General features: G+C 33.7%; 18 protein-coding genes and 2 riboswitches. Of the genes, 13 read left to right on the forward strand and 5 right to left on the reverse strand.

What is annotated here, in order from left to right; all coding sequences use genetic code 11:
- Nucleotides 1-50: 50 nt before the first annotated feature.
- The gene (locus DM447_RS02830) at nucleotides 51-1,748 is read left to right on the forward strand and encodes a methyl-accepting chemotaxis protein (protein WP_112179802.1); all 1,698 of its coding nucleotides are present in this window, start codon (nucleotides 51-53) and stop codon (nucleotides 1,746-1,748) included.
- Between the two features lie 286 nt (nucleotides 1,749-2,034).
- Nucleotides 2,035-3,210, forward strand: a complete 1,176-nt coding sequence (locus DM447_RS02835) for a GGDEF domain-containing protein (RefSeq protein ID WP_112179803.1) — start codon at nucleotides 2,035-2,037, stop codon at nucleotides 3,208-3,210.
- A gap of 193 nt (nucleotides 3,211-3,403) precedes the next feature.
- Here the strand turns inward: DM447_RS02835 and DM447_RS02840 are convergent, their stop codons facing one another.
- The gene (locus tag DM447_RS02840; protein WP_112179804.1) at nucleotides 3,404-4,042 is read right to left on the reverse strand and encodes an O-methyltransferase; all 639 of its coding nucleotides are present in this window, start codon (nucleotides 4,040-4,042) and stop codon (nucleotides 3,404-3,406) included.
- Nucleotides 4,043-4,318: 276 nt separating this feature from the next.
- Complete coding sequence (locus DM447_RS02845; protein WP_112179805.1) at nucleotides 4,319-4,819, reverse strand: lactoylglutathione lyase family protein; 501 nt, start codon at nucleotides 4,817-4,819, stop codon at nucleotides 4,319-4,321.
- Nucleotides 4,820-4,921: 102 nt separating this feature from the next.
- Here DM447_RS02845 and DM447_RS02850 point away from each other — a divergent pair, with 102 nt between their 5' ends.
- Nucleotides 4,922-5,731, forward strand: coding sequence for a CPBP family intramembrane glutamic endopeptidase (locus tag DM447_RS02850; protein WP_241964552.1), 810 nt, complete (start codon nucleotides 4,922-4,924; stop codon nucleotides 5,729-5,731).
- A 169-nt stretch (nucleotides 5,732-5,900) separates the two neighbouring features.
- Here the strand turns inward: DM447_RS02850 and DM447_RS02855 are convergent, their stop codons facing one another.
- Complete coding sequence (locus DM447_RS02855; RefSeq protein ID WP_112179807.1) at nucleotides 5,901-6,536, reverse strand: pentapeptide repeat-containing protein; 636 nt, start codon at nucleotides 6,534-6,536, stop codon at nucleotides 5,901-5,903.
- A 323-nt stretch (nucleotides 6,537-6,859) separates the two neighbouring features.
- On the opposite strand from DM447_RS02855, the gene DM447_RS02860 reads away from it, so the two are divergent.
- The gene (locus tag DM447_RS02860; protein ID WP_112179808.1) at nucleotides 6,860-7,987 is read left to right on the forward strand and encodes an NADH-dependent flavin oxidoreductase; all 1,128 of its coding nucleotides are present in this window, start codon (nucleotides 6,860-6,862) and stop codon (nucleotides 7,985-7,987) included.
- A 568-nt stretch (nucleotides 7,988-8,555) separates the two neighbouring features.
- Complete coding sequence (gene kdgT, locus DM447_RS02865; RefSeq protein ID WP_112179809.1) at nucleotides 8,556-9,548, forward strand: 2-keto-3-deoxygluconate transporter; 993 nt, start codon at nucleotides 8,556-8,558, stop codon at nucleotides 9,546-9,548.
- Nucleotides 9,549-9,641: 93 nt separating this feature from the next.
- Here kdgT and DM447_RS02870 read toward each other — a convergent pair whose 3' ends face one another.
- On the reverse strand, nucleotides 9,642-10,394 hold the full coding sequence (locus DM447_RS02870; RefSeq protein WP_112179810.1) for an IclR family transcriptional regulator: 753 nt from the start codon (nucleotides 10,392-10,394) through the stop codon (nucleotides 9,642-9,644).
- Between the two features lie 233 nt (nucleotides 10,395-10,627).
- Here DM447_RS02870 and DM447_RS02875 point away from each other — a divergent pair, with 233 nt between their 5' ends.
- Nucleotides 10,628-11,272, forward strand: coding sequence for a bifunctional 4-hydroxy-2-oxoglutarate aldolase/2-dehydro-3-deoxy-phosphogluconate aldolase (locus DM447_RS02875; RefSeq protein WP_112182633.1), 645 nt, complete (start codon nucleotides 10,628-10,630; stop codon nucleotides 11,270-11,272).
- 147 nt (nucleotides 11,273-11,419) lie between these two features.
- Entirely contained in the window at nucleotides 11,420-12,097 is a 678-nt protein-coding gene (locus DM447_RS02880) for a uracil-DNA glycosylase (protein ID WP_112179811.1), read from the forward strand.
- 43 nt (nucleotides 12,098-12,140) lie between these two features.
- Here DM447_RS02880 and ytvA read toward each other — a convergent pair whose 3' ends face one another.
- Complete coding sequence (gene ytvA / locus DM447_RS02885) at nucleotides 12,141-12,917, reverse strand: YtvA family blue-light photoreceptor (protein WP_241964553.1); 777 nt, start codon at nucleotides 12,915-12,917, stop codon at nucleotides 12,141-12,143.
- Nucleotides 12,918-13,057: 140 nt separating this feature from the next.
- Here ytvA and DM447_RS02890 point away from each other — a divergent pair, with 140 nt between their 5' ends.
- The 6 genes from DM447_RS02890 (at nucleotide 13,058) to guaA (ending at nucleotide 22,076) form a co-directional block, all read left to right on the forward strand.
- A complete protein-coding gene (locus tag DM447_RS02890) occupies nucleotides 13,058-14,146 on the forward strand; it encodes a hypothetical protein (RefSeq protein ID WP_112179813.1) in 1,089 nt (362 codons plus the stop codon).
- A gap of 189 nt (nucleotides 14,147-14,335) precedes the next feature.
- Entirely contained in the window at nucleotides 14,336-15,703 is a 1,368-nt protein-coding gene (locus DM447_RS02895) for a TrkH family potassium uptake protein (protein WP_112179814.1), read from the forward strand.
- A gap of 181 nt (nucleotides 15,704-15,884) precedes the next feature.
- Entirely contained in the window at nucleotides 15,885-16,847 is a 963-nt protein-coding gene (locus DM447_RS02900) for an AAA family ATPase (RefSeq protein ID WP_112179815.1), read from the forward strand.
- Nucleotides 16,847-18,106, forward strand: a complete 1,260-nt coding sequence (locus tag DM447_RS02905) for a DUF58 domain-containing protein (protein WP_112179816.1) — start codon at nucleotides 16,847-16,849, stop codon at nucleotides 18,104-18,106. The genes DM447_RS02900 and DM447_RS02905 overlap by 1 nt, the downstream gene beginning before the upstream one ends.
- Nucleotides 18,106-20,313 (forward strand): DUF4129 domain-containing transglutaminase family protein, encoded by a 2,208-nt coding sequence (locus DM447_RS02910; protein ID WP_112179817.1) that lies wholly within the window; start codon nucleotides 18,106-18,108, stop codon nucleotides 20,311-20,313. The genes DM447_RS02905 and DM447_RS02910 overlap by 1 nt, the downstream gene beginning before the upstream one ends.
- A 27-nt stretch (nucleotides 20,314-20,340) precedes the next feature.
- Nucleotides 20,341-20,442: riboswitch (purine riboswitch) on the forward strand.
- A gap of 86 nt (nucleotides 20,443-20,528) precedes the next feature.
- Nucleotides 20,529-22,076, forward strand: coding sequence for a glutamine-hydrolyzing GMP synthase (gene guaA, locus DM447_RS02915; RefSeq protein ID WP_112182634.1), 1,548 nt, complete (start codon nucleotides 20,529-20,531; stop codon nucleotides 22,074-22,076).
- 115 nt (nucleotides 22,077-22,191) lie between these two features.
- Nucleotides 22,192-22,291, forward strand: a riboswitch (purine riboswitch).
- Nucleotides 22,292-22,341: the final 50 nt, after the last annotated feature.

Raw genomic sequence — 22,341 nt, forward strand, 5'->3', positions numbered from 1 at the left:
AATTTTTTTAAAGATAAAGAAAACTATTTTCTGTGAATGGAGATAATAAAATGAAAAAACTGTATAAATTTAAAAGTATTAAAACGAAATTAATTGCTTCATTTTTCCTGATTGCTCTTTTAGTCTTTGGGTTTGGTCTTTATTTGGTAAAACCTATTAGTGAAATGTCAGAACAAACAGAGGAGATGGCGAATGAAGAAATTCCACTGGCGCTTTCGGAGTGGAAAGTATCGATGATTGTTCGCGGTGTCCAAAATGAGCTAAGAGGTTATTTAATTGATGGGGAAGAAACTATTCCAGAAAAGCTAGCAGGTATGAGACAATCTGCATTACAAACAAAAGACGTAGTTGTATCACTTACAGATGACCCAGAAACTCTTGAAATAGCTGGTAATCTTGAAGAGAGCTTTCAAATAATTGATGAAGAATACCTTCCTTCTATTAGAACTGGAGATACTGTAGTTGCTCAACAAATATTAAGTGAGGAAATTGAGCCACTTCTTGAAGAGTTTCTTGAATTTTATAGACAACTAGCATTAGCCAAAGAACAAGAAGTAGAAGTAAGTAGTCAAATAGCTTTAAATAGCGTAGAAGAAACTAAAAATAGTTTTATAGTATTAGGTTTGGCAATATTGGTTATTGTTATAGCGCTATCAGTTATTATCCCTAATACTATTTCGAAGCCAATTATTAAGTTAAAAGAACGCATGAACTTAATGTCAAATGGTGATTTGAGTGGTGATCCATTGAAAACAGATGCTAGGGATGAAATCGGTGACTTAATTAAGGCATCAAATCTAGTAAATGAAAGTATAAAAGGAATGTTAAATCAAATTAATGATGTTTCCGAGACACTTTCAGCTCAAAGTAATGATTTAATGAATAGCTCAACGAACGTTAAGGATGGAAGTAGCCAAATAGTTATTACAATGGATGAATTGGCTTCTGGAGCTGAAAGCCAAGCAAACACAACGAGTGATCTATCGCATTCAATGGCTAATTTTAGTAACAAGATAAAAGAAGCAAATAATAGTGGTGGAAATGCTTATAAATCTTCACAACAACTAATAGATTTAACCAATCGAGGAAGTAATTTAATGGAATCTTCTATAAATCAAATGGGTGTCATTGATTCCATCGTAAAAGAAGCTGTGGAAAAAGTTAGCGGTTTAGATAATCAATCACAAGAAATATCTCAACTAGTTAGTGTGATTAAGGATATTGCTGAACAGACAAACTTATTGGCATTGAATGCCGCGATTGAAGCTGCTCGTGCAGGTGAACAAGGAAAAGGATTTGCAGTTGTAGCTGATGAAGTGCGAAAATTAGCAGAACGAGTTTCCATTTCTGTTGCAGATATTACACGAATTGTTACGAATATTCAACAAGAAACAGGAGTGGTAACTGAATCATTACAAAATGGATATAAGGAAGTAGAGAATGGTAGAAGTAAAATTTTAACCACCGGGAATACATTTGAAGAAATCAATGATTCGCTTTTAGGAATGACAAAAGAAATTAAGCAGATTTCCGATAATTTAAATAATATATCAGATAATAGCGATAATATTAATAACTCTATAGAAGAAATAGCAGCAGTATCTGAGGAATCAGCGGCAGGTATAGAACAATCATCTGCAACAGTACAACAAACAAATCATTCCATTGAGCAAGTTTCATCTAGTGCAAGTCAACTAAATAGTCTATCTAATGATTTAAGACAATTAATTGAAAAATTTAAGTTATAAAATGTAAAATAAAAGATGTACGTAATAACTATAAAATGTTACTGAAAATTTGCAGTAGTAGTTAATTAGTAAATAAGAGAAAGCAATTATCTTAGGATAGAGGCTTTCTCTTTTTAACAAATATAGGAAAAGTAGGCTTGGTATCTGTATTTGTTCTGTTAATTAATGAATTCTAGCTATAAACTTATTAAAGTAGTCAGTATTGAAAAATGTGTCGAAAAATATCTAAACGTGATATACTGTTAATGTTATAAAAAGTAACTATAAAACTGTGAGGATAGACAAAATGTATGAATCAATAATATTAATCATATCGATGAATTTTCTAGCACTGTTTATCTTCTTTCAATTATATTTTAGATTTGTCGCACATTTAAAGTCTAAAATCATCAAATACATTGTATTAGGGATAGGATTTGGACTTATTCAATCTTTATTTTATCAATTTCCAATTGCTATATCTGTTGAACAGGGTCCAATATTTTTAGGTGGTTCAACATTTTTAATTGCAGGAGTCTATGGTGGTAGTCTAGCAACATTTATAGCATTGAGTATTAAAAACCTTATCGAAAGGGTTATAGATAATCCTTTTAATCCCATGTTAAATTTATCGTCTGATAGTAATGGTATCAATTTTATGGGTCCGACGCATAACGAATTCGATCTTGCTCCAGATACATTCTTTTTTATAGAACCATATGTGATAGAAATGTTGTTTTTCACCATTCTTGTCGCAGGTACTTTTCGATTTTTATCTTGGAAACCGTGGAAGATATGGTTACTTCTAAATGTAATATTCCAAATATATTTAATGATTTCACAAAAAACCGATCTGTATTTCACATTAATACGGGCAACTATAGAAATTGCTGGAGGCGCACTAATCTTTTATTTTATCTCCTATATGTATAATTCCTATCATAATAAAAGAGAACTTGAACGTAAAGCTTATAATGATGGTTTAACGGGATTGTATAATGTTCGTTATTTTAAGATGATCATTTTAAAGCTATTTCAAAAGTTCCAAAACACATCAACCAGAAATTTAACTCTTGCTATAATAGATATTGATCATTTTAAAGAGATTAATGATACGCATGGACATCTTGTTGGCGACCAAATGTTAGTGGGATTGGCAGAGGAACTTAAGAAATCATTTCAAAATGAAGTAGTATCGCGTAATGGTGGAGAAGAATTTACAGTTCTGATTACTAATAAAGATCGATTATCTGTTAAAGAGTTAATTGAGACTTTTCATTTAAATATCCAAGAACGCAAATTCTTCATGGATCAGAAAATTGACCCTCTTCATATAACTGTATCAATTGGCGTTGCTTATTTAGAAAATGATATTAATAGCCCTGAACAAATGTATGATCTGGCTGATAAGTCTCTCTATAAAGCCAAACAAAGTGGTCGAAATCAGATTTGTTATGCAGATAGTTCAGAAAAAAATAATTAATGGACTACCACACACTTTACTGGTGTTTGGTAGTTTTTTTGTGAAAGATTATATAACCTTAAAAAACTTTACTATAATAAATTATATGTAAAAAGAAAAACGTGTATGGTAACAAGTTTTTCTTTTTACAAATTAATTTAAATTGTTTTTAGACTTTCAGACTTCTTCCACTTTAATAAAAACGTAACACTTTTTATTTTTTTACTCTGGAGACGGTCATCCCATCACCAATTGGTATAAGTATAGATTCTAATAGAGGGTGATTAGCTACCGTATTATTAAATTCTCTCATGAATTCAGTATAACGTTTAGATTTTGTTTCCGGGTCCATCACACTACCTCCAGCAAGCACATTATCGGCTACAATTAGAGCACCGGGTTCTGCCAATTTAATAGAGTAATTAAGGTAATTCTCATAATTTAGTTTGTCAGCATCGATAAAGAAAAAATCAAATTTCTTTTGATCTGTAACTAATTTTTCGAGGCTATCTATAGCTAGTCCAGTTAAATAAGAAACCTGATTTCCAAAGCCAGCTTTAAATAGGTTACTATGTGCAAGTTGTGCAAACTTTTCCTCTAATTCTAGCGAAGTTAATTTTCCCTCTTTACCAAAACCCCTTGCAAGACAAATTCCACTAAATCCTCCAAGTGCCCCTATTTCTAAGACGTTTTTTGACCCGGAAATGGATATTAGCATGGTGAGGAGTTTTCCAGATGATGGAGAAACCGATATAGAAGGCATACCATTTTCCTTTATGGATGAAATAACATCTTCTAAAAGATCGTCTTGATTGGTGAATAAGGAATCAATATAATTATTCATTTGTTTCATAAATTATTATCTCCTCGTATAGTGTATTTAAATAGTACATGATATTCATTCTCATTATACATAAAAAACCACAAGTTAACCATATATTGTTACCCTGTTTATAGCAAGGATATTTCTTGGAAAGAGAGTTCACTATATCCACTAAAGCGAATTTAATGTAGAATTCAAAAATTATAATTTCTTTAGCTATTGAGAATGTGTGGCTAGATAAACGAACAAGCTTCCACTTTTATTGTAAAGTGGAAGCTTGTGTTCATTTTTACTATTAATTTTACGTTAATAAGCTCCTAAAGAATAAGTTAATTCATAGCTATGGCTATAAATTTCAACGAGGTTTCCAAATGGATCTTCGCAGTACACCATTCGATAAGGCTTCTCTCCTGGATAATATTCTCTGACTGGCATACGCTGTTTGCCACCATATTCTTTAATTTTTTCTACAAGGCCTTCTAGATCAGGATCTTGAACACAATAATGAAAAAGACCTGTTTTCCAATATTCAAAGTTATTCTCTGGCTTTTCGTTATTTTTGAATTCAAATAACTCAATTCCTACACCATCAGAGGTTGAGAGATGTGCAATACGAAACTTCCCCCAGCCAGGACCAAAGACATCTTTACACATGATACCAACTGGACTGTTGTCTTCAACTACATCAGAAGGTTCCATGATTACATACCACCCCATCACCTCTTTGTAAAATTCAACTGCTTTGTTAACATCTGGAACAGAAATGCCAATATGAGAAAATGCACGTGGATAAGTTTTCTGATTCATTTTATTACCTCCTCAAAAATTGAACTTGTATAAAGTATAATTCAAGGATACCATTAAGTTAAGAAGGCACCAACTTATATGAATTTTTACTTCTTAGTTATAGTGAAATTATTATTTATTAAAGAGAAAGTGGTGATCAATTTGGAAGAAAATGAATTTGAATTAGATAAGAAAGAGTTAGAGGGTGAGAGAAATGATCTTGAGAATGCAAATCCACAAAATAATTATCAATTTGGTTGGAAGGAAATTGTTCTTTTCTTTTTAACTTATTTAGGAGCTAGTTTTGTTCTAGGAATAGTTATAGCTATTCCAATTGTAATTATTGATACAGTAAATAACAGTAATCTGCTCGATCAAGTACTATCAGGTCATTGGTTATTATACTTAGACGCTGCGTCGTTTGTCATTGCCCTTCTAATATTTAAAAGTGCACGAATTTTTCTGAAAGGTAAATTTTCATTCAGTCCTTTGAAGCAGGGAAAAACCTACTTATACTTGGTTGCGGCACTCATTGTAGTTTATGGAAGCCAATATCTCTTCATAGATGTGCTACATTTAGAAGACGCAACTGATCAGATAGATACTTTTGGACTTAATAACATATCATTTCAGTGGTGGAATACGGTACTCTTATATTTAGCTTTTACTGTTATTACTCCAATCAAAGAGGAGATAATATATAGAGGTTTCCTCCATGGATTTCTAGATAAAAAATTTCACTTCATAGTGGGTGTTATCGTGTCCTCGTTAGTATTTGGTTTGCTTCATACTGGTCACGTGTTATCTGCTACCATAATGGGTCTTGCTTTTGTTCTTTTGTATAAGTTAACAAAGTCATTAGTTGTACCGATCCTTTTTCATATTTTATGGAATTCATACGCAGTAACAGGACTTTTGCTAATAATGAACTAATGTAGTGTATTGAGAAGGACTTTATCAGAGGGATAGAGGTTATCAAAAAAGGCACAACTAGCTTTGATAGCTAAATTGTGCTTTTTCTTTTTCTTGCGAATGATTATCATATTTACAGAAAAATTTGTTCAATTTGAAATTAAAAACGAAAAAGCCTATCAAACAATAACTATTCAACAATTATTACGCCCAACAAAGCAGCAAATTGAATTGCTTGGTGAGTGGAAACTTTGCAACCTTTTAAATCTGATAATGATAGAGTAAGTGATTCAAAAGTAGAAGTGCTAAGGTCTAGTCCTTTTAGTGATGTCTTTTCAAAGCTAACATCATTAATGTTGCATGATTTAAAGTCTATTTTTTTTAGGTTACAATCATAAAAATCGGAACTCTCTAATGAATTATCATGAAATTTAACCTTTTCAAGTTTTGAACTCCCGAATGATGCCAAGTTTAGTAATGAATTAGTAAACGCAACATTTCCAAGTTTAGATTCTGTGAAATCAGCACCAATTAGTTTACAATTATTAAAAACTGATCTGTGTATAGAAGACTTCCTCATAGTAGTATTAGAAAAATCACAGTTTTCAAAAGAAACATCGGTTATATCAATATTAGAAAAATCTGTATTATTAAACCTGCAATTTTTAATGATCATTTTATATAAGCGACTTCTAGTTAAGACTTCATTTTCAAAAATAGAATCATTAATTTCACATAGTTCTAATTCTGGTTCTTCCTCATATAAAATATCACTAAAATTTTTAAAGGGTAACTCATTTGGTAAATTCGGTAAATCAATTTTCATGAAAAACAACCTTTCTATCAAGATATGAATTAAAAAATCTTCTTAGTGTATAAGATATAGGATAAATAATTATAAAAAAAGACTGTTTTTTTTAGGAGACTTATGTGCAACGAGATAAATGTAAACGAATTAGATAATACAAATTAAGCGCGTTCCAAAATATACAGTGAGTTAGTACAAATACAAAAAAATCGTTAAATGTATATAGTTCGAACGCGAAATCCACAAGTCTATTTCCTTTTCATCTTTTTTTTATAATGCTATAGTAAATTTCATAGTAAATAAAAGGATGCAAATTTGTAAATTAGCAATGGAGGAAAATAATGAATAATAAATATGCAGCTCTATTTGAGCCTTATAAATTACCAAGTGGTATTGAAATTAGAAATAGAATAATGATGGCGCCGATGACAAATTATTCTTCTAACGTAGATGGTTCTGTTAAATTGGATGAAGTGTCTTATTATGCCCGTCGCTCTATGGGTGTTGGTGCAGTAATTTCAGCAGTTGCAAATATCTCACCTGGTGGAAAAGGATTTCCCGGAGAAATTGGTTGTGACCGTGATGAATTAATTCCTAGTTTAAAAAAGCTAGCAGATGGAATTAAAAACGAAGGTGCAAAGGCTATTTTACAGATCTTTCATGCTGGTAGATTAGCACCACGAGATCTTGTACCAGAAGGAGATGTTGTAGCTCCTAGTAATATTCCTGCCGAGCGTGGTGGAACTCCGATAGTACCGAGAGAACTAACGACGACAGAGATTGAGGCTATTATTGAAGCATTTGGTCAAGCGACACGTCGTGCGATAGAGGCTGGCTTTGATGGAGTAGAAATCCATGGAGCGAATGGCTACCTTATTCAACAATTCTTTTCTCCACATTCCAATCGTAGAGATGATCAATACGGAGGAAATCTAGCAAAGCGGATGACATTCCCGCTAACAGTTATTGAACGAGTGCAGCAAGTTGTTAAAGAACAGGCGAAAGAACCGTTTATCGTTGGTTATCGCTTTTCACCAGAAGAACCAGAAACACCTGGAATCTCTATGGGTGAAACGCTCCAGTTGGTTGATGTACTGGCAGATAAAGGGCTTGATTATCTGCATGTTTCCTTGCAAGACTTTTGGTCTAAAGCAAGAAGAGAAGCGGATCAAACGAAAACACGCATAGAGCTTTTGCTTCAAACAATTAATAAACGATTGCCGTTAATTGGAGTTGGATCTATTTATAGTGCAGATGATGCAGCAGAAGCTATGAAAACTGGCATTGAATTTTTAGCTTTGGGAAGAGAAATAGTTATTGATCCCGATTGGATCCAAAAGATTCAAAATGGAAAAGAAGCTACAATTCAAACAACATTAGATTTAAATGCGAAGGATTCATTGGATATACCAGATAGTTTTTGGAATGTGATTACTTCTGTCCCTGGATGGTTTCCTGGAGTTAAATAATTAGTAGTAGACATAAATGAGAAAGTCATTCTATATAATAGGATGACTTTTTTTGTTTGATGAAATAAATCCTAAAAAGGCAACTATCCCATTGTCTTTCTATTTTGGAACATATAATTGTACGATTAAATTCCTGAGAGCTTTGTTTCAGGTTAGTTTAAATTCTTAGGTAAGTTTGCACATTATAACACGTTATAATGTTCATAGTATTGTCAAATTTTAGTTGTTAATATAAACAGAATAATGATATAATTATTAAATGAAACGAAGTTCCGCAATACGGAACTAAGGTAAAAATTTTATTATAGGAGTGTGATAATTAGTAGATGCCTAGAAGGTTAATCGAGTGTTATTTAGAACGATAAGGATTTTAAGAATTTGTTGTATCAAAGCAAATCTATATTTTTTCCAATAGTAACGGTTATGGTTATCAATTCGTTACTATCATTGTGGAGGAATAAAGAGAAATGTAAGGGTTATCTTTTAAACTGAATCAGATAAAAACAACAATAACGAAACAAATTGTAGTTATTAAAATACGCGTAAATTGGAAGAAGGGAAAATTATAATGCGAATTATGAAAACGATTGAAAAAGTACCAGGAGGTTTAATGTTAATTCCACTATTTTCAGGAGCAGTAATTCATACATTCACACCAAATGCAGGTGAGTATTTTGGATCATTTACAAATGGATTGATGACCGGAACAGTGCCGATTCTAGCAGTATGGTTTTTTTGCATGGGTGCAGGTATCAAACTGAAATCTACCGGTACTGTTTTGAGAAAATCAGGAACGCTTGTATTAACAAAGATATTGGTTGCGTGGATTGTTGCCTATATAGCCACGTTATTCATTCCAGAGAGCGGCATACAAACAGGTGTATTTGCTGGCTTTTCCGTACTTGCGTTAATTGCTGCAATGGACATGACAAATGGTGGTCTTTATGCTTCTATTATGCAACAGTATGGAACAAAAGAAGAAGCAGGTGCATTTGTTTTAATGTCAATTGAATCTGGTCCATTGGTAACTATGTTGATTTTAGGAAGTACTGGATTGGCTGTATTTGAACCACAAATATTTGTAGGAGCTTTATTACCTTTCTTAATTGGTTTTGCTCTTGGTAATCTAGACCCTGATTCACGTGACTTTTTTAGTAAAGCTACGTATACAATGATTCCGTTTTTTGGATTTGCTTTAGGGAGTTCTATTGATTTAAAAGTGATTGCAAAAGCCGGTTTTGCCGGCATATTACTAGGTATTATTGTAATATTAATTACAGGTATACCATTAATATTAGCTGATAAATTTATTGGTGGGGGAAATGGTACAGCTGGAATTGCTGCTTCTAGTACAGCTGGTGCTGCAGTGGCAAATCCAATGATAATTGCTGAAATGAAGCCTGAATTTTTTAATGTTGCCCAATCAGCAACTGCTTTAGTCGCAACTTCCGTAATTGTGACATCTATATTAGTACCCATAATAACCGCATTGTGGTCCCAATATATGAAGAAGAAGGAAATGGTACAGGTAGTATCAGAAGAGCATAAAACAATAAGTTAAAAAAAATTAATATAATTTTGTGAAAGTGGATGTATCTTATTTAAATGTAAATATGCATTCCCTATTGTAGATTTAGGGAACGCTATTCTTCTTTCATCCTAGATTTCGAGAGATTATCAAGCTATACTCTTTTACTTTTTCGATCAAAGTACTATTTATAAAGTCCATTGTTACGCGATTACTCGGACCTGAAATACTGAAGCTAGCCACGATTTCCCCTTGATGATTAAGAATTGGGGAAGCGATACAGGTTAAACCTTCTTCATTTTCAGAATTATCTAATGCATAACCCTGATCTTTAATTAAATTGATTTCTTTGTAGAGTTCTTCCTTAGAAGTTATTGTCGTTTGTGTTTTGGGGATAAACTCCATTTTTGAGACTGTTTCTTCTAATTGGTCCTGATCCATACCTGAAAGTAATACTTTTCCGACCGCTGTACAATACATAGGTGCTCTACTCCCTATACGGGAATACATTCGAATTGTTTGATTTGATTCGATTTTATCTATGTAGACAATTTCTTTTTTATCTTCAATGCATAAGTGAATCGTTTCATTGACTTCTTTAGCCAGATTCTCTAAATGTGGTTTAGCTATACTGACGACATCTAAGTTATTCAAAAGATTTCTAGCAAGAAAAAGAGGTTGTAAACCAAGTTTATATTTATCAGTTTCTGGATCTTTTACGACGTAATTCATATCAAGTAAAGTAGCTAACAATCGATGTGTTGTACTTTTCGTTAGATTTACTTGTTCAGATAATCGAACAATTTGTATCCCATTTGGATATTCAGAAAGTTTATTTAATATATTTAAAGCTCTTTCTAGCGATTGGACATTCGACATAAGTAACCTACCTTTTTAAATTATTTAAAAGAAGTATTTGATGTATTTGTATTAGATACTTTTAATTTAAAAAGCATCTAAGATTTCAAACTAATGAGAGCGTTATTAATACTTGTAAAAACCATTACCATGATACGTTATATTAATTCGTTTGTAAATTAATTATAGATTAGGTTCTATATAAATACCAATTAACTAGTTACTCTAAATAGATAGGGGAATTGAATAAAATGATGAATAAAATAAATGTGTTAAAAAAGATTACTGAATGTGGCGTTGTGGCAGTTGTAAGAGCAGATTCAGAGAAAGAAGCTATTGCTATTTCAAAAGCGTGTGTTGAAGGAGGCATTAAAGGTATTGAGATTACTTTTACTATCCAAGGTGCGGAAAAGGTAATAAAAGAACTACGTGCGTTATATCAAGATAATAATGAAGTGGTGATTGGTGCGGGGACGGTACTTGATACAGCAACAGCACGAATGGCAATTCTGGCAGGAGCTCAGTTCGTTGTTAGTCCTGCTTTTGCTGCAGATACAGTGAAACTATGTAATCTATATCAAATCCCTTATATGCCAGGATGTATGACAATGACTGAAATGACAAGAGCCTTAGAAGCGGGGGTTGATATTGTTAAGTTATTCCCTGGTACAGTATATGGCCCTGAGTTTGTCAAAACGGTTAAAGCACCACTTCCCCAAATAAATATAATGCCAACCGGTGGAGTGAATTTAGAGAATGTTGATCAATGGATTAAGAACGGATCTGTAGCAGTTGGAGTAGGTGGTAATTTGGTTGCACCAGCTAAAACAGGAGATTATCAAAAGATTACCGAATATGCAAACCAATATGTTAACATAGTTAGAGAAGCAAGAAAATGATAATTTAACTACAATTATTATCAACATTCGTAAAGAATATTAAGGGCTCTTCAATCAGAGTATGGTTGGGAAGCCCTTTTTTATAGACTATTAGTTAGGTTGAATACGGAGGAAAGTAAGTAAAGTGTAAAAGGAGTTGTCATTAAGTTGAATAAACAAATAGTAAAAAACGATTGGGCAGAACTTTTAGCAGCAGAATGGGAGAAGCCTTATTTTCAGAAATTAACTAGCTATCTAGATAAGGAATATAAACAAAATACTATCTATCCGGAGATGGATAGTATTTTTAATGCTTTTCATTATACGTCTTTTGAAGATGTGAAGGTAGTTATTCTTGGACAAGATCCTTATCATGGACCAGATCAGGCACATGGACTCAGTTTTTCTGTTAAATCAGAAGTGAATATTCCACCTTCACTTCGAAATATTTTTAAAGAATTACATAATGATATTGGTTGTCCAATACCAAATCATGGCCATTTAGGTAAATGGGCAGAACAAGGTGTTTTACTATTAAATAATGTGTTAACAGTAAGAGGAGGAAAAGCACATTCACATCAAAATATGGGATGGGAAATTTTCACTGACAATGTAATTGAGTTATTAAATAAAAAAACGACTCCTATTGTATATATTTTATGGGGAGCTGCTGCTCAGAAAAAACAATCACTCATTGATAAGACACTTCATTATCTTGTTAAAGCACCACATCCAAGTCCATTGTCTGCATATAAAGGTTTTTATGGTAGTAAGCCGTTTTCAACTACCAATCAGTATTTGAAAATGTTTGGTAAGAAAAAAATTGATTGGGAATTACCTAAATAAATAAGGTTGTTTACCCATTTAAGGATGAACAACCTTATTATTTTTAGTTAACTAAAGCAACCAATGCATCTTTTACTGTCCGATACGTTCGCAGATGTTTTAATTTTTCACCGATAACTATTGTCTTGATTGCCAACTCTGGCCGAATACCAGTAAGGACAAGCTGTGTACCAATTAATGAGGTTAAATTGTGCATCTTAAGGATAGAAGATGCTACATATGTATCTACTTTATATAAACCGGATAGATCTAAGATTAAATAGTTATCCTTTGATTTCGTTAAATAATTCGATATAGTTTCTGAAAGTTTATCTAGCCGATTATGGTCAATGGAACCAATTAACGGTAAAATAGAAACACCATCACTTATTGGAACTATTGGTGTAGAAATCTTCTCCATTTCACTCAATGTCTCGGTTAAAATCCGTTCTTTATCTTTCGTGATGGTTATATCTTTTTGTACGCCAACAAAATAAAGTTTTTGTTCCTCTTCTATCCACATGGGATCAACTGTTAGTTCATTCCAAAATCCCGTTCCGTCTTTTTTATAATTATATAGTTGAACGGTGACTGTTTTTTCTTTTAATACAGCCTCGCGTATACTAGTAATCGCAGCTTGGTCTGTTTCTTCCCCTTGTAAGAACCGACAATTATTCCCTGTTATTTCGGCTTCCTTGTAACCAGTCATCTTCGTAAATCCTTGATTAGCAAAAATTACTGGGTTATCTGGTAAGGATGGATCGGTAATAATCAATCCAACTTTAGTATGATCCAAAGCTTTTTCGAATAAATAACTTTTGGTTGTTTTGCTATTGATCACAGAAATGCCCCTATTCATTTTTTAAAGGAATTATCTCATTAATTCTACTGAAAATCAATGAAATCATTATTATATGATTAGCTATGGCTACAATTGGGTAGTAATTTATATAATGGAAATACTAGTAAGTAGGTGAGTTAATGAGTCAAATTAGAATTGGATTAATCGCTGCACCTGAGTTACCACAGGAAATTTCAAATGACATTATCAATCAATTACCTGATATAATCTCTAAGGGGATTGATGGAAATGTTGAATGGGAAGTTGAGATAGTCGTTGATCCTTTAACAGGAGCTGCAGAAACGGCTAAGGAAGTTATTGATGAAGCTATTGACATAAAACAAGAAAATAATTGGGATTACGCTATATGTTTAACAGATTTACCGCTTTTTGCTGAAAAAGATATTGTGTTATCAGATATTAATTTTCATCAAAATATTGCTCGTATTTCCCTTCCAGCATTCGGTTTTACTCCAATGCGAAGTCGTGTTAAAAAGACGTTTGTTAAAATTGTAAGGGAAATGTATGAGCAGACCTTGAACGAAGAAAAGGATGAGTGGAAACGACCCTTTCGTTTTTCACCTATTCGCAGAATCACCGCACCTGTTGGAATGAATGAAACGGACATAAGATACGTACTTACCCCAAGAATTAATGGTTTGCTAAGACTGGTTTTTGGAATGACGAGGGCAAATCGACCTTGGTCAATAATCTCTTCATTTAAACCAATCATTGCGATAGCGTTTGCTACTGGTGCCTATGTTCTTGTTTTCCCCACGCTTTGGGAGCTTAGTGCGGCTTTTACTTATACAAGATTGATTAGTTTAATGTTTGTTGCCGTATTAAGTATGGTAATTTGGATGATCACCTCGCATCATTTGTGGGAAGGTAAAGCATCGAAAAGTAAAAAGAAATTGAGGCGCCTTTATAATGAAGTAACAATTAGCACACTTTTACTAGCTGTATTATTTTATTATGTTGTTTTATTCATCATCTTTTTAATGGCAGTTAGTTTTTTCGTACCACCAGAACTGTTTAGTGAAAAAGCAAGTTTAGATGGGCCGGTAGATTTAAAAAACTTTATCGATCTTGCTTGGTTAGCGACTTCTGTAGCAACATTAGCTGGATCAATTGGTGCAGGTGTGGAAAATGAAGAGCTAGTCCGAAATGTAGCGTATGGTTATCGTCAAAACCGTCGTTATAATGAATTGTATAAGAAAGATAGTTAGGAATGAAAACATCTTATTTTGTATCTATATAAAGTAGATATAAGTTTAAGGTGTTTTTTGTTAGGATTAGGTAAACTTATAATTAAGAATCAAAAGCGTGTAGTCTATTTATCCAAAAGTAGTTTCAATCAATTCATAATATGGTACACTTACAACTAGTTTTGCTACTATCATTTAAGGAGCTTCATTATGCAACTATTTTCCAAGCCATTCAAAATTACGAAGCAACTCTCCACCGTACAACTAATTGTGTTGTTTTATGTATCGGCAGTGGCATTTTCCACCCTGTTACTAAGCTTCTCTTTTTTTAAAGAGGACGGCATCACATTATCGTTTATTGATACATTATTTACGGCGATCAGTGCGATTAGTGTAACAGGATTAACAGTTGTTTCAACAGCTGAAACGTTTAATACTGCAGGACATATTGCATTGGCTTTTATTTTGCAATTTGGTGGCATTGGTATTATGACTTTAGGAACATTTATTTATATTCTTTTCGGCAAGAAAATTGGTCTTCGAGAAAGACAGTTAATCCGAATTGATCAAAACAGGACAACTTTATCTGGACTTGTTAAATTAATGCTTAAAATATTACAAATTATTATAATTATTGAGTTGATCGGTACTGTAATATTAAGTACTTACTTTTTGACTTACTTTGATACGTGGCAAGAAGCCCTTATACAAGGATTTTTTGGTGCTGTTAGTGCAACAACAAATGCTGGATTTGATATAACAGGTAATTCTTTAATCCCTTTCGCTAACGATTATTTTGTGCAATTTATTAATATGGTACTACTTATATTAGGCGCAATTGGATTCCCAGTATTAATTGAAGTACAAGAGTTAATACGTGGTAAACATGAAGGTGTTAATGAAAGAAATGTATTTTCTTTATTTACGAAATTGACATCAATTACATTCTTTTCATTAGTTATTATTGGTGCTGTTCTTATTTTCGTGTTTGAACGAACGAATTTCTTTATGGATAAAACATGGCATGAATCATTATTTTATAGTTTGTTCCAGTCCGTTACTACGAGAAATGGTGGTCTAGCAACGATGGACATGAATGAATTTTCTATTCCGACGTTATTGACAATTAGTGGGTTAATGTTTATTGGTGCCTCTCCGAGTAGTGTTGGTGGTGGAATTCGGACGACAACATTCGCAATTATGTTACTAAGTATCTATAACTATGCGAAGGGAAATACAACAATTAAAGTATTTGGTAGGCAAATTGATCAAGAAGATATTATGCGTTCCTTTATCGTTATTACCACAGCAAGTATGTTGTGTGTCGTTTCGACTATTGTGTTAGCGGCAACGGAAAATCTACCAATGATCGCTGTGTTGTTTGAAGTAACATCTGCTTTTGGAACAACAGGATTATCGCTGGGCATTACACCAGAATTATCGTCGTTTGGTAAATCTGTAATTATGTTTTTAATGTTTGTTGGACGAATCGGTATTTTCTCCTTCTTATTTATAATTAGAGGGAAAGTACAAAAAGACGTATTCCGTTATCCAACGGAAAAGATGATTATTGGTTAGTAATAAGTAAAGGTAGGCTACTTTTTTGATGAAGTGTCTACCTCTTTCAAAAAACAATGCATGTCATTCCTTGAATTTCCTATTCACTCTACTTGCAATATCGAAACCCTCTTGTAATATAGTTAGTAGATAGAAAGTAACTTTTTATTAAAATAAGTAAGTTGGAAGGAGAACAGCTTTCATGACGCACCAGACAATTGACTATCATCCACAAATTAAAAAGGTACTAGATAATATTAATAAAGTTATTGTTGGTAAGGAAGAAGTTAGTACTCTAAGTATTGTAGCGTTATTAGCTGAAGGACATGTGTTATTAGAAGATGTACCCGGAGTAGGTAAAACAATGTTAGTGCGAACAATAGCTAAATCTCTAGATTGTGAGTTTAAACGAATCCAATTCACCCCAGATTTATTACCATCTGATGTTACAGGTGTATCCATATATAATCCAAAAGAATTAAACTTTGAATTTCGTAATGGACCCATAATGGGAGATATTGTTCTCGCAGATGAAGTGAATAGAACATCTCCAAAGACACAGTCATCCTTATTGGAAGCAATGGAAGAAAGAAGTGTAACAGTTGATGGTCAAACAATTAACTTACAAAGACCATTCTTTGTTATGGCGACCCAAAATCCAATTGAATATGAAGGAACCTATCCCCTACCAGAAGCACAACTAGATCGTTTCCTATTAAAATTAAAAATGGGTTATCCAACTGAAGAACAAGAATTGCAAATGTTAGAGGCTACGGCTAAACAGCACCCAATTGAAAGAATAGACGCTGTATTAGATAAAACTGAATTATTGCAATTACAACAGCAAGTTAAAGAAGTATATATTGATAAAATTGTTCAGAACTATATTATTCAATTAGTTAAAAGAACGCGAGTAGATAATGCCATTTATTTAGGTGCTAGTCCAAGGGCGTCTATTGCTTTAATGAAAGCGGCCAAGGCCTTTGCTTTTATTCATAACCGTGATTATGTGTTACCGGATGATGTGAAATATTTAGCACCATTTGTATTATCACACCGGATTATTTTAACATCTGAAGCGAAATTTGAAGGTCTAGATGCTCACAATCTTATAACTCAACTGATAGTAACTGTATCTATACCAATGCGGAAGGAATTTTCTTAATGAAGGGTGGTTTAAAGCTAAGTGGAAAGCTGATCCAGTTAAGTCTTCTTTTCGGAATTTTATTTTCATACACGATGTTTCAAGGTGGATTTGTTAGTGGATTTCTTTTTTATGCTTTTTTACCCGTTTTTTGTTATTTCCTTATTTTCTTACTTTATCCATTGTCGACTTGGAAAGTGAAACGTACGCTTTCAAGAAATGTCACCCAGGCTGGTAATAGTGTGGAAGTGACGATAGATTTAGAAAGAAAAATTGGAATGTTTTTACCATACCTTATAATCGAAGACTGTTTTTCTGCTTCATTAGAACCAATTTATCAATCAAACATGGTTTGGAAAAAAGTTAATGATAAAGCCCAGCCAAGAAAAACGGAAAATAAACAAGCCGTGTTTCCACTGTTTAAAAGAAAAATTCGTTTGTCTTATCGATTTACAGATTTACCACGCGGTGCGCATCATTTCGATAAAGTAATGATAAAGACAAGTGATATTTTTGGTTTTATGGAGAAAACAGCAACCTTTTCAGTGGAAAATAGTATCGTTGTGTACCCAGAGAAAAAAGAAATAGCAATCAAAAAGCAACGGAATAACTTTGAGGAAGGTGCTAAAGCCTCTTATTCTTTGCAATCCAGAAACACACATGTTGTAACAGGTGTAAGAGAATATATGCCAGGGGATAGATTCTCTTGGATAGATTGGAAAACAACAGCAAGAAAGCAAAGTTTAATGACAAAAGAATTTGAACAAGAAAAAAGCACAGATGGCTTCCTTGTTTTAGATACAAGTTATTCAGAGAGTTTTAATGGGATGGGTGTTGAGGCAAGTGTTGTGTTGGCGCGTTCAATCGTCCATTATTTTGATAGGAAATCTACTAATATAGGTTTATTGTCTTTAGGTAGTGAAGTAGCTTATTTTCCTCCGCAACAAGCTAGTATGAAAGAGATGCTTCATTATCAGCTGGCCACTTTAAAACCACATAAAAATGGTCGATTTGCAATGAAGTTAACAGAGCATATAAACCAGATGCCTAGTAATCTATTTATTCTTATATTAACAACAGAAGTAGACCATGCGTTGGTACAAGCTTTGAAACAAGTACAACAGAAAAGTAAACAAATAATTATATATATATCTAAACCATCTTATTTGCTGTCAGAGGAAGACAACCGATTGATCCAACAAATGCGATTAGGCGGGATGATCGTAGATGTAATAACAGAAGATGTTCTACGCCAAGATGTAATTGAGGTGAGTATGTAATGAAGTACCATAAAAGATTTTGGAATCCCTCGCTTGTCTTTTCAATCCTACTGTATCTTTGTGGATTTATCTTGTTTTGGGAATGGCTTCGACCATTAGAATTCATTTCGGATACAGGTAATATTACGATGTTCATCGTATATGCGGTTTTTTGTTTTTTTCTTTCCACTTTAAAAGTTAAGTGGTGGATTTCAAGTCCCTTAAAAATAATAGGGATGTTGTTTATAATAGATGGCTTGTTTCTTCAACAAACGATAGGAACACAACAATGGTTTAAAGACTTTGTCTTTCAAATACAGTATAATGCGGAAATGATTGGAGATCATCAATGGTACCAGTTGACGCCATTTTTTAGAAGCTTATTGTTTCTTATTTTACTCTGGTTGATGAGTTACTTGCTCTATTATTGGTTTGTTGTAGTAAAACGAGTCTCCTTATTTATCATACTCACATTCATCTATCTGACAGTTTTAGATACGTTTACGGTCTATCAAGCTGACGCTTCTATTGTGAGGACATTTATCATTTCGATGTTTGCATTAGCGATATCAGGATTCTCAAATCAGATGGAGAAAGAATCTGTAAGACCACACTATGGCAAGTGGTTTGGATCTATCCTTATTCCTGTTCTTATCCTCTTACCATTAGTAACGTTACTTGGTTATAGTGCACCTAAATTTGATCCTAAATGGCCTGATCCAGTACCGTTTTTAACCAGTACTGCTGAAAATGCAGGTTTTGGGGAAGGTGGTAATAGCTCATTACAGAAAGTTGGTTATGGGGAAGATGATTCGCAATTAGGTGGCTCTTTTATACAAGATGATACACTGGTCTTTGAGGCGAGAGTAGAACGAAGTCACTATTGGCGTATTGAATCGAAAGATAGGTATACAGGAAAAGGATGGGAGCGGTCTACAGATTTAGATTATCAAGCACAGACGAATGGGAATATCGATTTAGCGTTATTTTCTGATGAAGTAGAAACACGTGAATTAAATGGAACCATTCAATATACCGATGAAGTGAATTTTTCAAAAGTTGTCTATCCATATGGGATTGAAAAAGTCAGTGGGGCTGATCAGGTGAGTTATTTACTAGATCAACAGACTGGTATAATTGAAGCGGAAGGCCCCGAGCAACAGGGAGTTTTAGCTACCCATGATATCGTATATCAGTATCCTTCTTTCTCGTTAAATCTATTAGAAAATGCAGGGGATAATGATCCGAATCATATAACAGATTTATATTTGCAACTTCCAAATGAACTTCCGAACCGTGTAGTTGATTTAGCAGAAAGCATTACAATGGATGATGAGACACGTTATGACAAAGCAAAGTCCGTCGAACGCTACTTTAGTCAAAATGGTTTTGACTATCAAACAGAAGATGTCGCTATACCCGGTCGCAATGATGATTATGTTGATCAATTTTTATTTGAAACACAAATTGGTTATTGTGATAACTTTTCAACATCAATGGTTGTACTGTTACGTTCTTTAGACATACCAACGCGTTGGGTCAAAGGTTTTACGGGTGGTCAAATTGCTAATGACCAAGTGATCACTTCAAATACAGAAAATACGTATCAAGTAACAAACGGAAATGCACATTCATGGGTAGAAGTTTATTTTCCTGACGTAGGTTGGGTACCTTTTGAACCGACTATCGGCTTTTCTAATACTGTTGACTTTTATCAAGAAACAAATACAGATCAAGATAATGATACAGAAACAGAAGAAACTGCAACCGAAGATGAGGAAGAAGAACAAGTAGAGGAAGAACAAGCACAAGAGATAGACGAGAAAGAAGAAACAGTAGGTTCTAGCGCAACGCAAAATGATAGATGGTACTTCCCTGTTATCGTAGTCATCGTTCTTATGATTTTGGTTAGTCTAGCGATTTTTACACGATATCGTTGGTTAAGTTTTATTTATGTAAGACGATATAACACATTTAAGGATCAACAATCGCTAGATAAGGCGTATCATTTTCTGTTACGTGTATTACAGCATAAAGGAATAAATAAAACAAAACAACAAACGCTTCGAGAATATGCTAGAGATGTGGATGCTTATTTTGAAACAAAGCAAATGAGTGAATTAACGAACTTTTACGAGCGTGCTTTATATAGAAATGAACAAGACCTTAAAAACAATGTAAAAATGCAAGAATTATGGGAAAACGTATTAAAGCGTTTATGGTCTTGACCAGTAGATAAGGCACTGATAGAATGATATAAATATTATTAATACCTCTGTATATACTCGAAAATATGGTTCGAGAGTTTCTAGCGAGATACCTTAAATATCTTGACTATGGAGGCGGATTGATTGATGTGTGTGCAGAATCTGCCTTCTTATATTATATAGGAGGCAGATTCTATGTATATAGAAGGTAGGAAAGATAGGGATGGATGGAGGAGATGACTAACGTGCAAGTAAATAACGAATTGATTCTTGTTTTAGACTTCGGGAGTCAATATAACCAATTAATAACAAGGCGTATAAGAGAATTTGGTGTATATAGTGAGCTGCATTCTCATCGGCTAACAGCTGAAGAAATAAAAGCGATGGCACCAAAAGGCATTATTCTTTCTGGTGGACCACATAGCGTATATGACGAGAATAGTTTCCGTTGTGATGAGGGGATTTTTGACTTAGATATTCCGGTGTTTGGTATCTGTTACGGTATGCAACTAATGACGCATCATTTTGGAGGCAAGGTGGAGCGAGCCAATCAACGCGAATATGGTAAAGCGGATATTCAGGTAACAGATCAAGCGAGATTGTTTACAGGAACGCCAAATGAACAAACGGTTTGGATGAGTCATAGTGATAAAATTATTGAAGCTCCAGCTAACTTTGTAATAGAAGCTACTAGTTCATCTACACCAATTGCAGCAATGAGCAATAATGAAAAAGATTTATATGGTGTGCAATTCCATCCTGAAGTACGAAATACTGTCTATGGCAATGATTTGTTAAAGCAGTTTGTTTTTGGCGCATGTGACTGCACGGGTGACTGGACAATGGCAAACTTCGTTGAACAAGAAGTAGAGAAATTACAAGAAAAAGTAGGCGATCGCAAGGTGCTGTGCGCCTTAAGTGGTGGAGTAGATTCTTCTGTTGTAGCGGCTCTTATTCATAAAGCTATAGGCGATCAATTAACATGTATTTTTGTTGATCATGGACTTTTACGTAAAAATGAAGGCGAAATGGTGATGGAAACATTCCAAGATGGCTTTAATATGAATATCATAAAAGTAGATGCACAAGAGCGCTTTTTAAGTAAATTAAGAGGTGTAATAGATCCAGAGGAAAAACGTAAAATTATTGGAAATGAATTTATTTATGTTTTTGATGATGAAGCAGAGCGTTTGAAAGATATGGATTTCCTTGCACAAGGAACGCTCTATACAGATATTGTTGAGAGTGGAACGGAAACAGCTCAAACAATAAAATCCCACCACAATGTTGGTGGATTACCAAAAGATATGCAATTTGAATTACTTGAACCACTTAATACATTGTTCAAAGATGAAGTTCGTGTATTAGGTTTAGAGTTAGGTCTTCCAGAAGCAGTTGTTTGGAGACAGCCGTTTCCTGGACCAGGTCTTGGGATCCGTGTATTAGGAGAAGTTACCGACAAAAAGATTGAAATCGTTCGTGAATCTGATGCAATCTTGCGTGAAGAGATTCAGTTAGCTGGACTTGACCGTGATATATGGCAGTACTTTACTGTCCTTCCAAACATCAGAAGTGTTGGTGTGATGGGTGATGCTCGAACATATGACCATACAATTGGTATCAGAGCTGTCACTTCCATTGATGGGATGACATCTGACTGGGCGAGAATCCCGTGGGAAGTACTAGAGAAAGTATCAACTAGAATTGTTAATGAAGTAGATCATGTCAATCGCATTGTCTATGACATAACGAGTAAGCCACCTTCAACGATTGAATGGGAATAATTTGAATGAAGTTGAATGACGAAAGGGCATAACCGAACGATGGTTGTGTCTTTTTAAATTAATATTCGTTATTAGCTTGACTGATTTTCAATTCCTTAGTATCATAAGAAATGTAATTTAATAAAAAGAGAACCGTCGTATAATCTTGAGAATAAGGCTCTAGAGTTTCTACTGACCACCGTAAATGGTCTAACTACACAGAAGGATAAATGAGTACACTATGTTTATTTGAATCTTCTGAATAGTTAGAAACACTTTTGCCGCT

Origin of the sequence: Paraliobacillus zengyii, assembly GCF_003268595.1 — a bacterium.
GTDB lineage: Bacteria > Bacillota > Bacilli > Bacillales > Amphibacillaceae > Paraliobacillus_A > Paraliobacillus_A zengyii.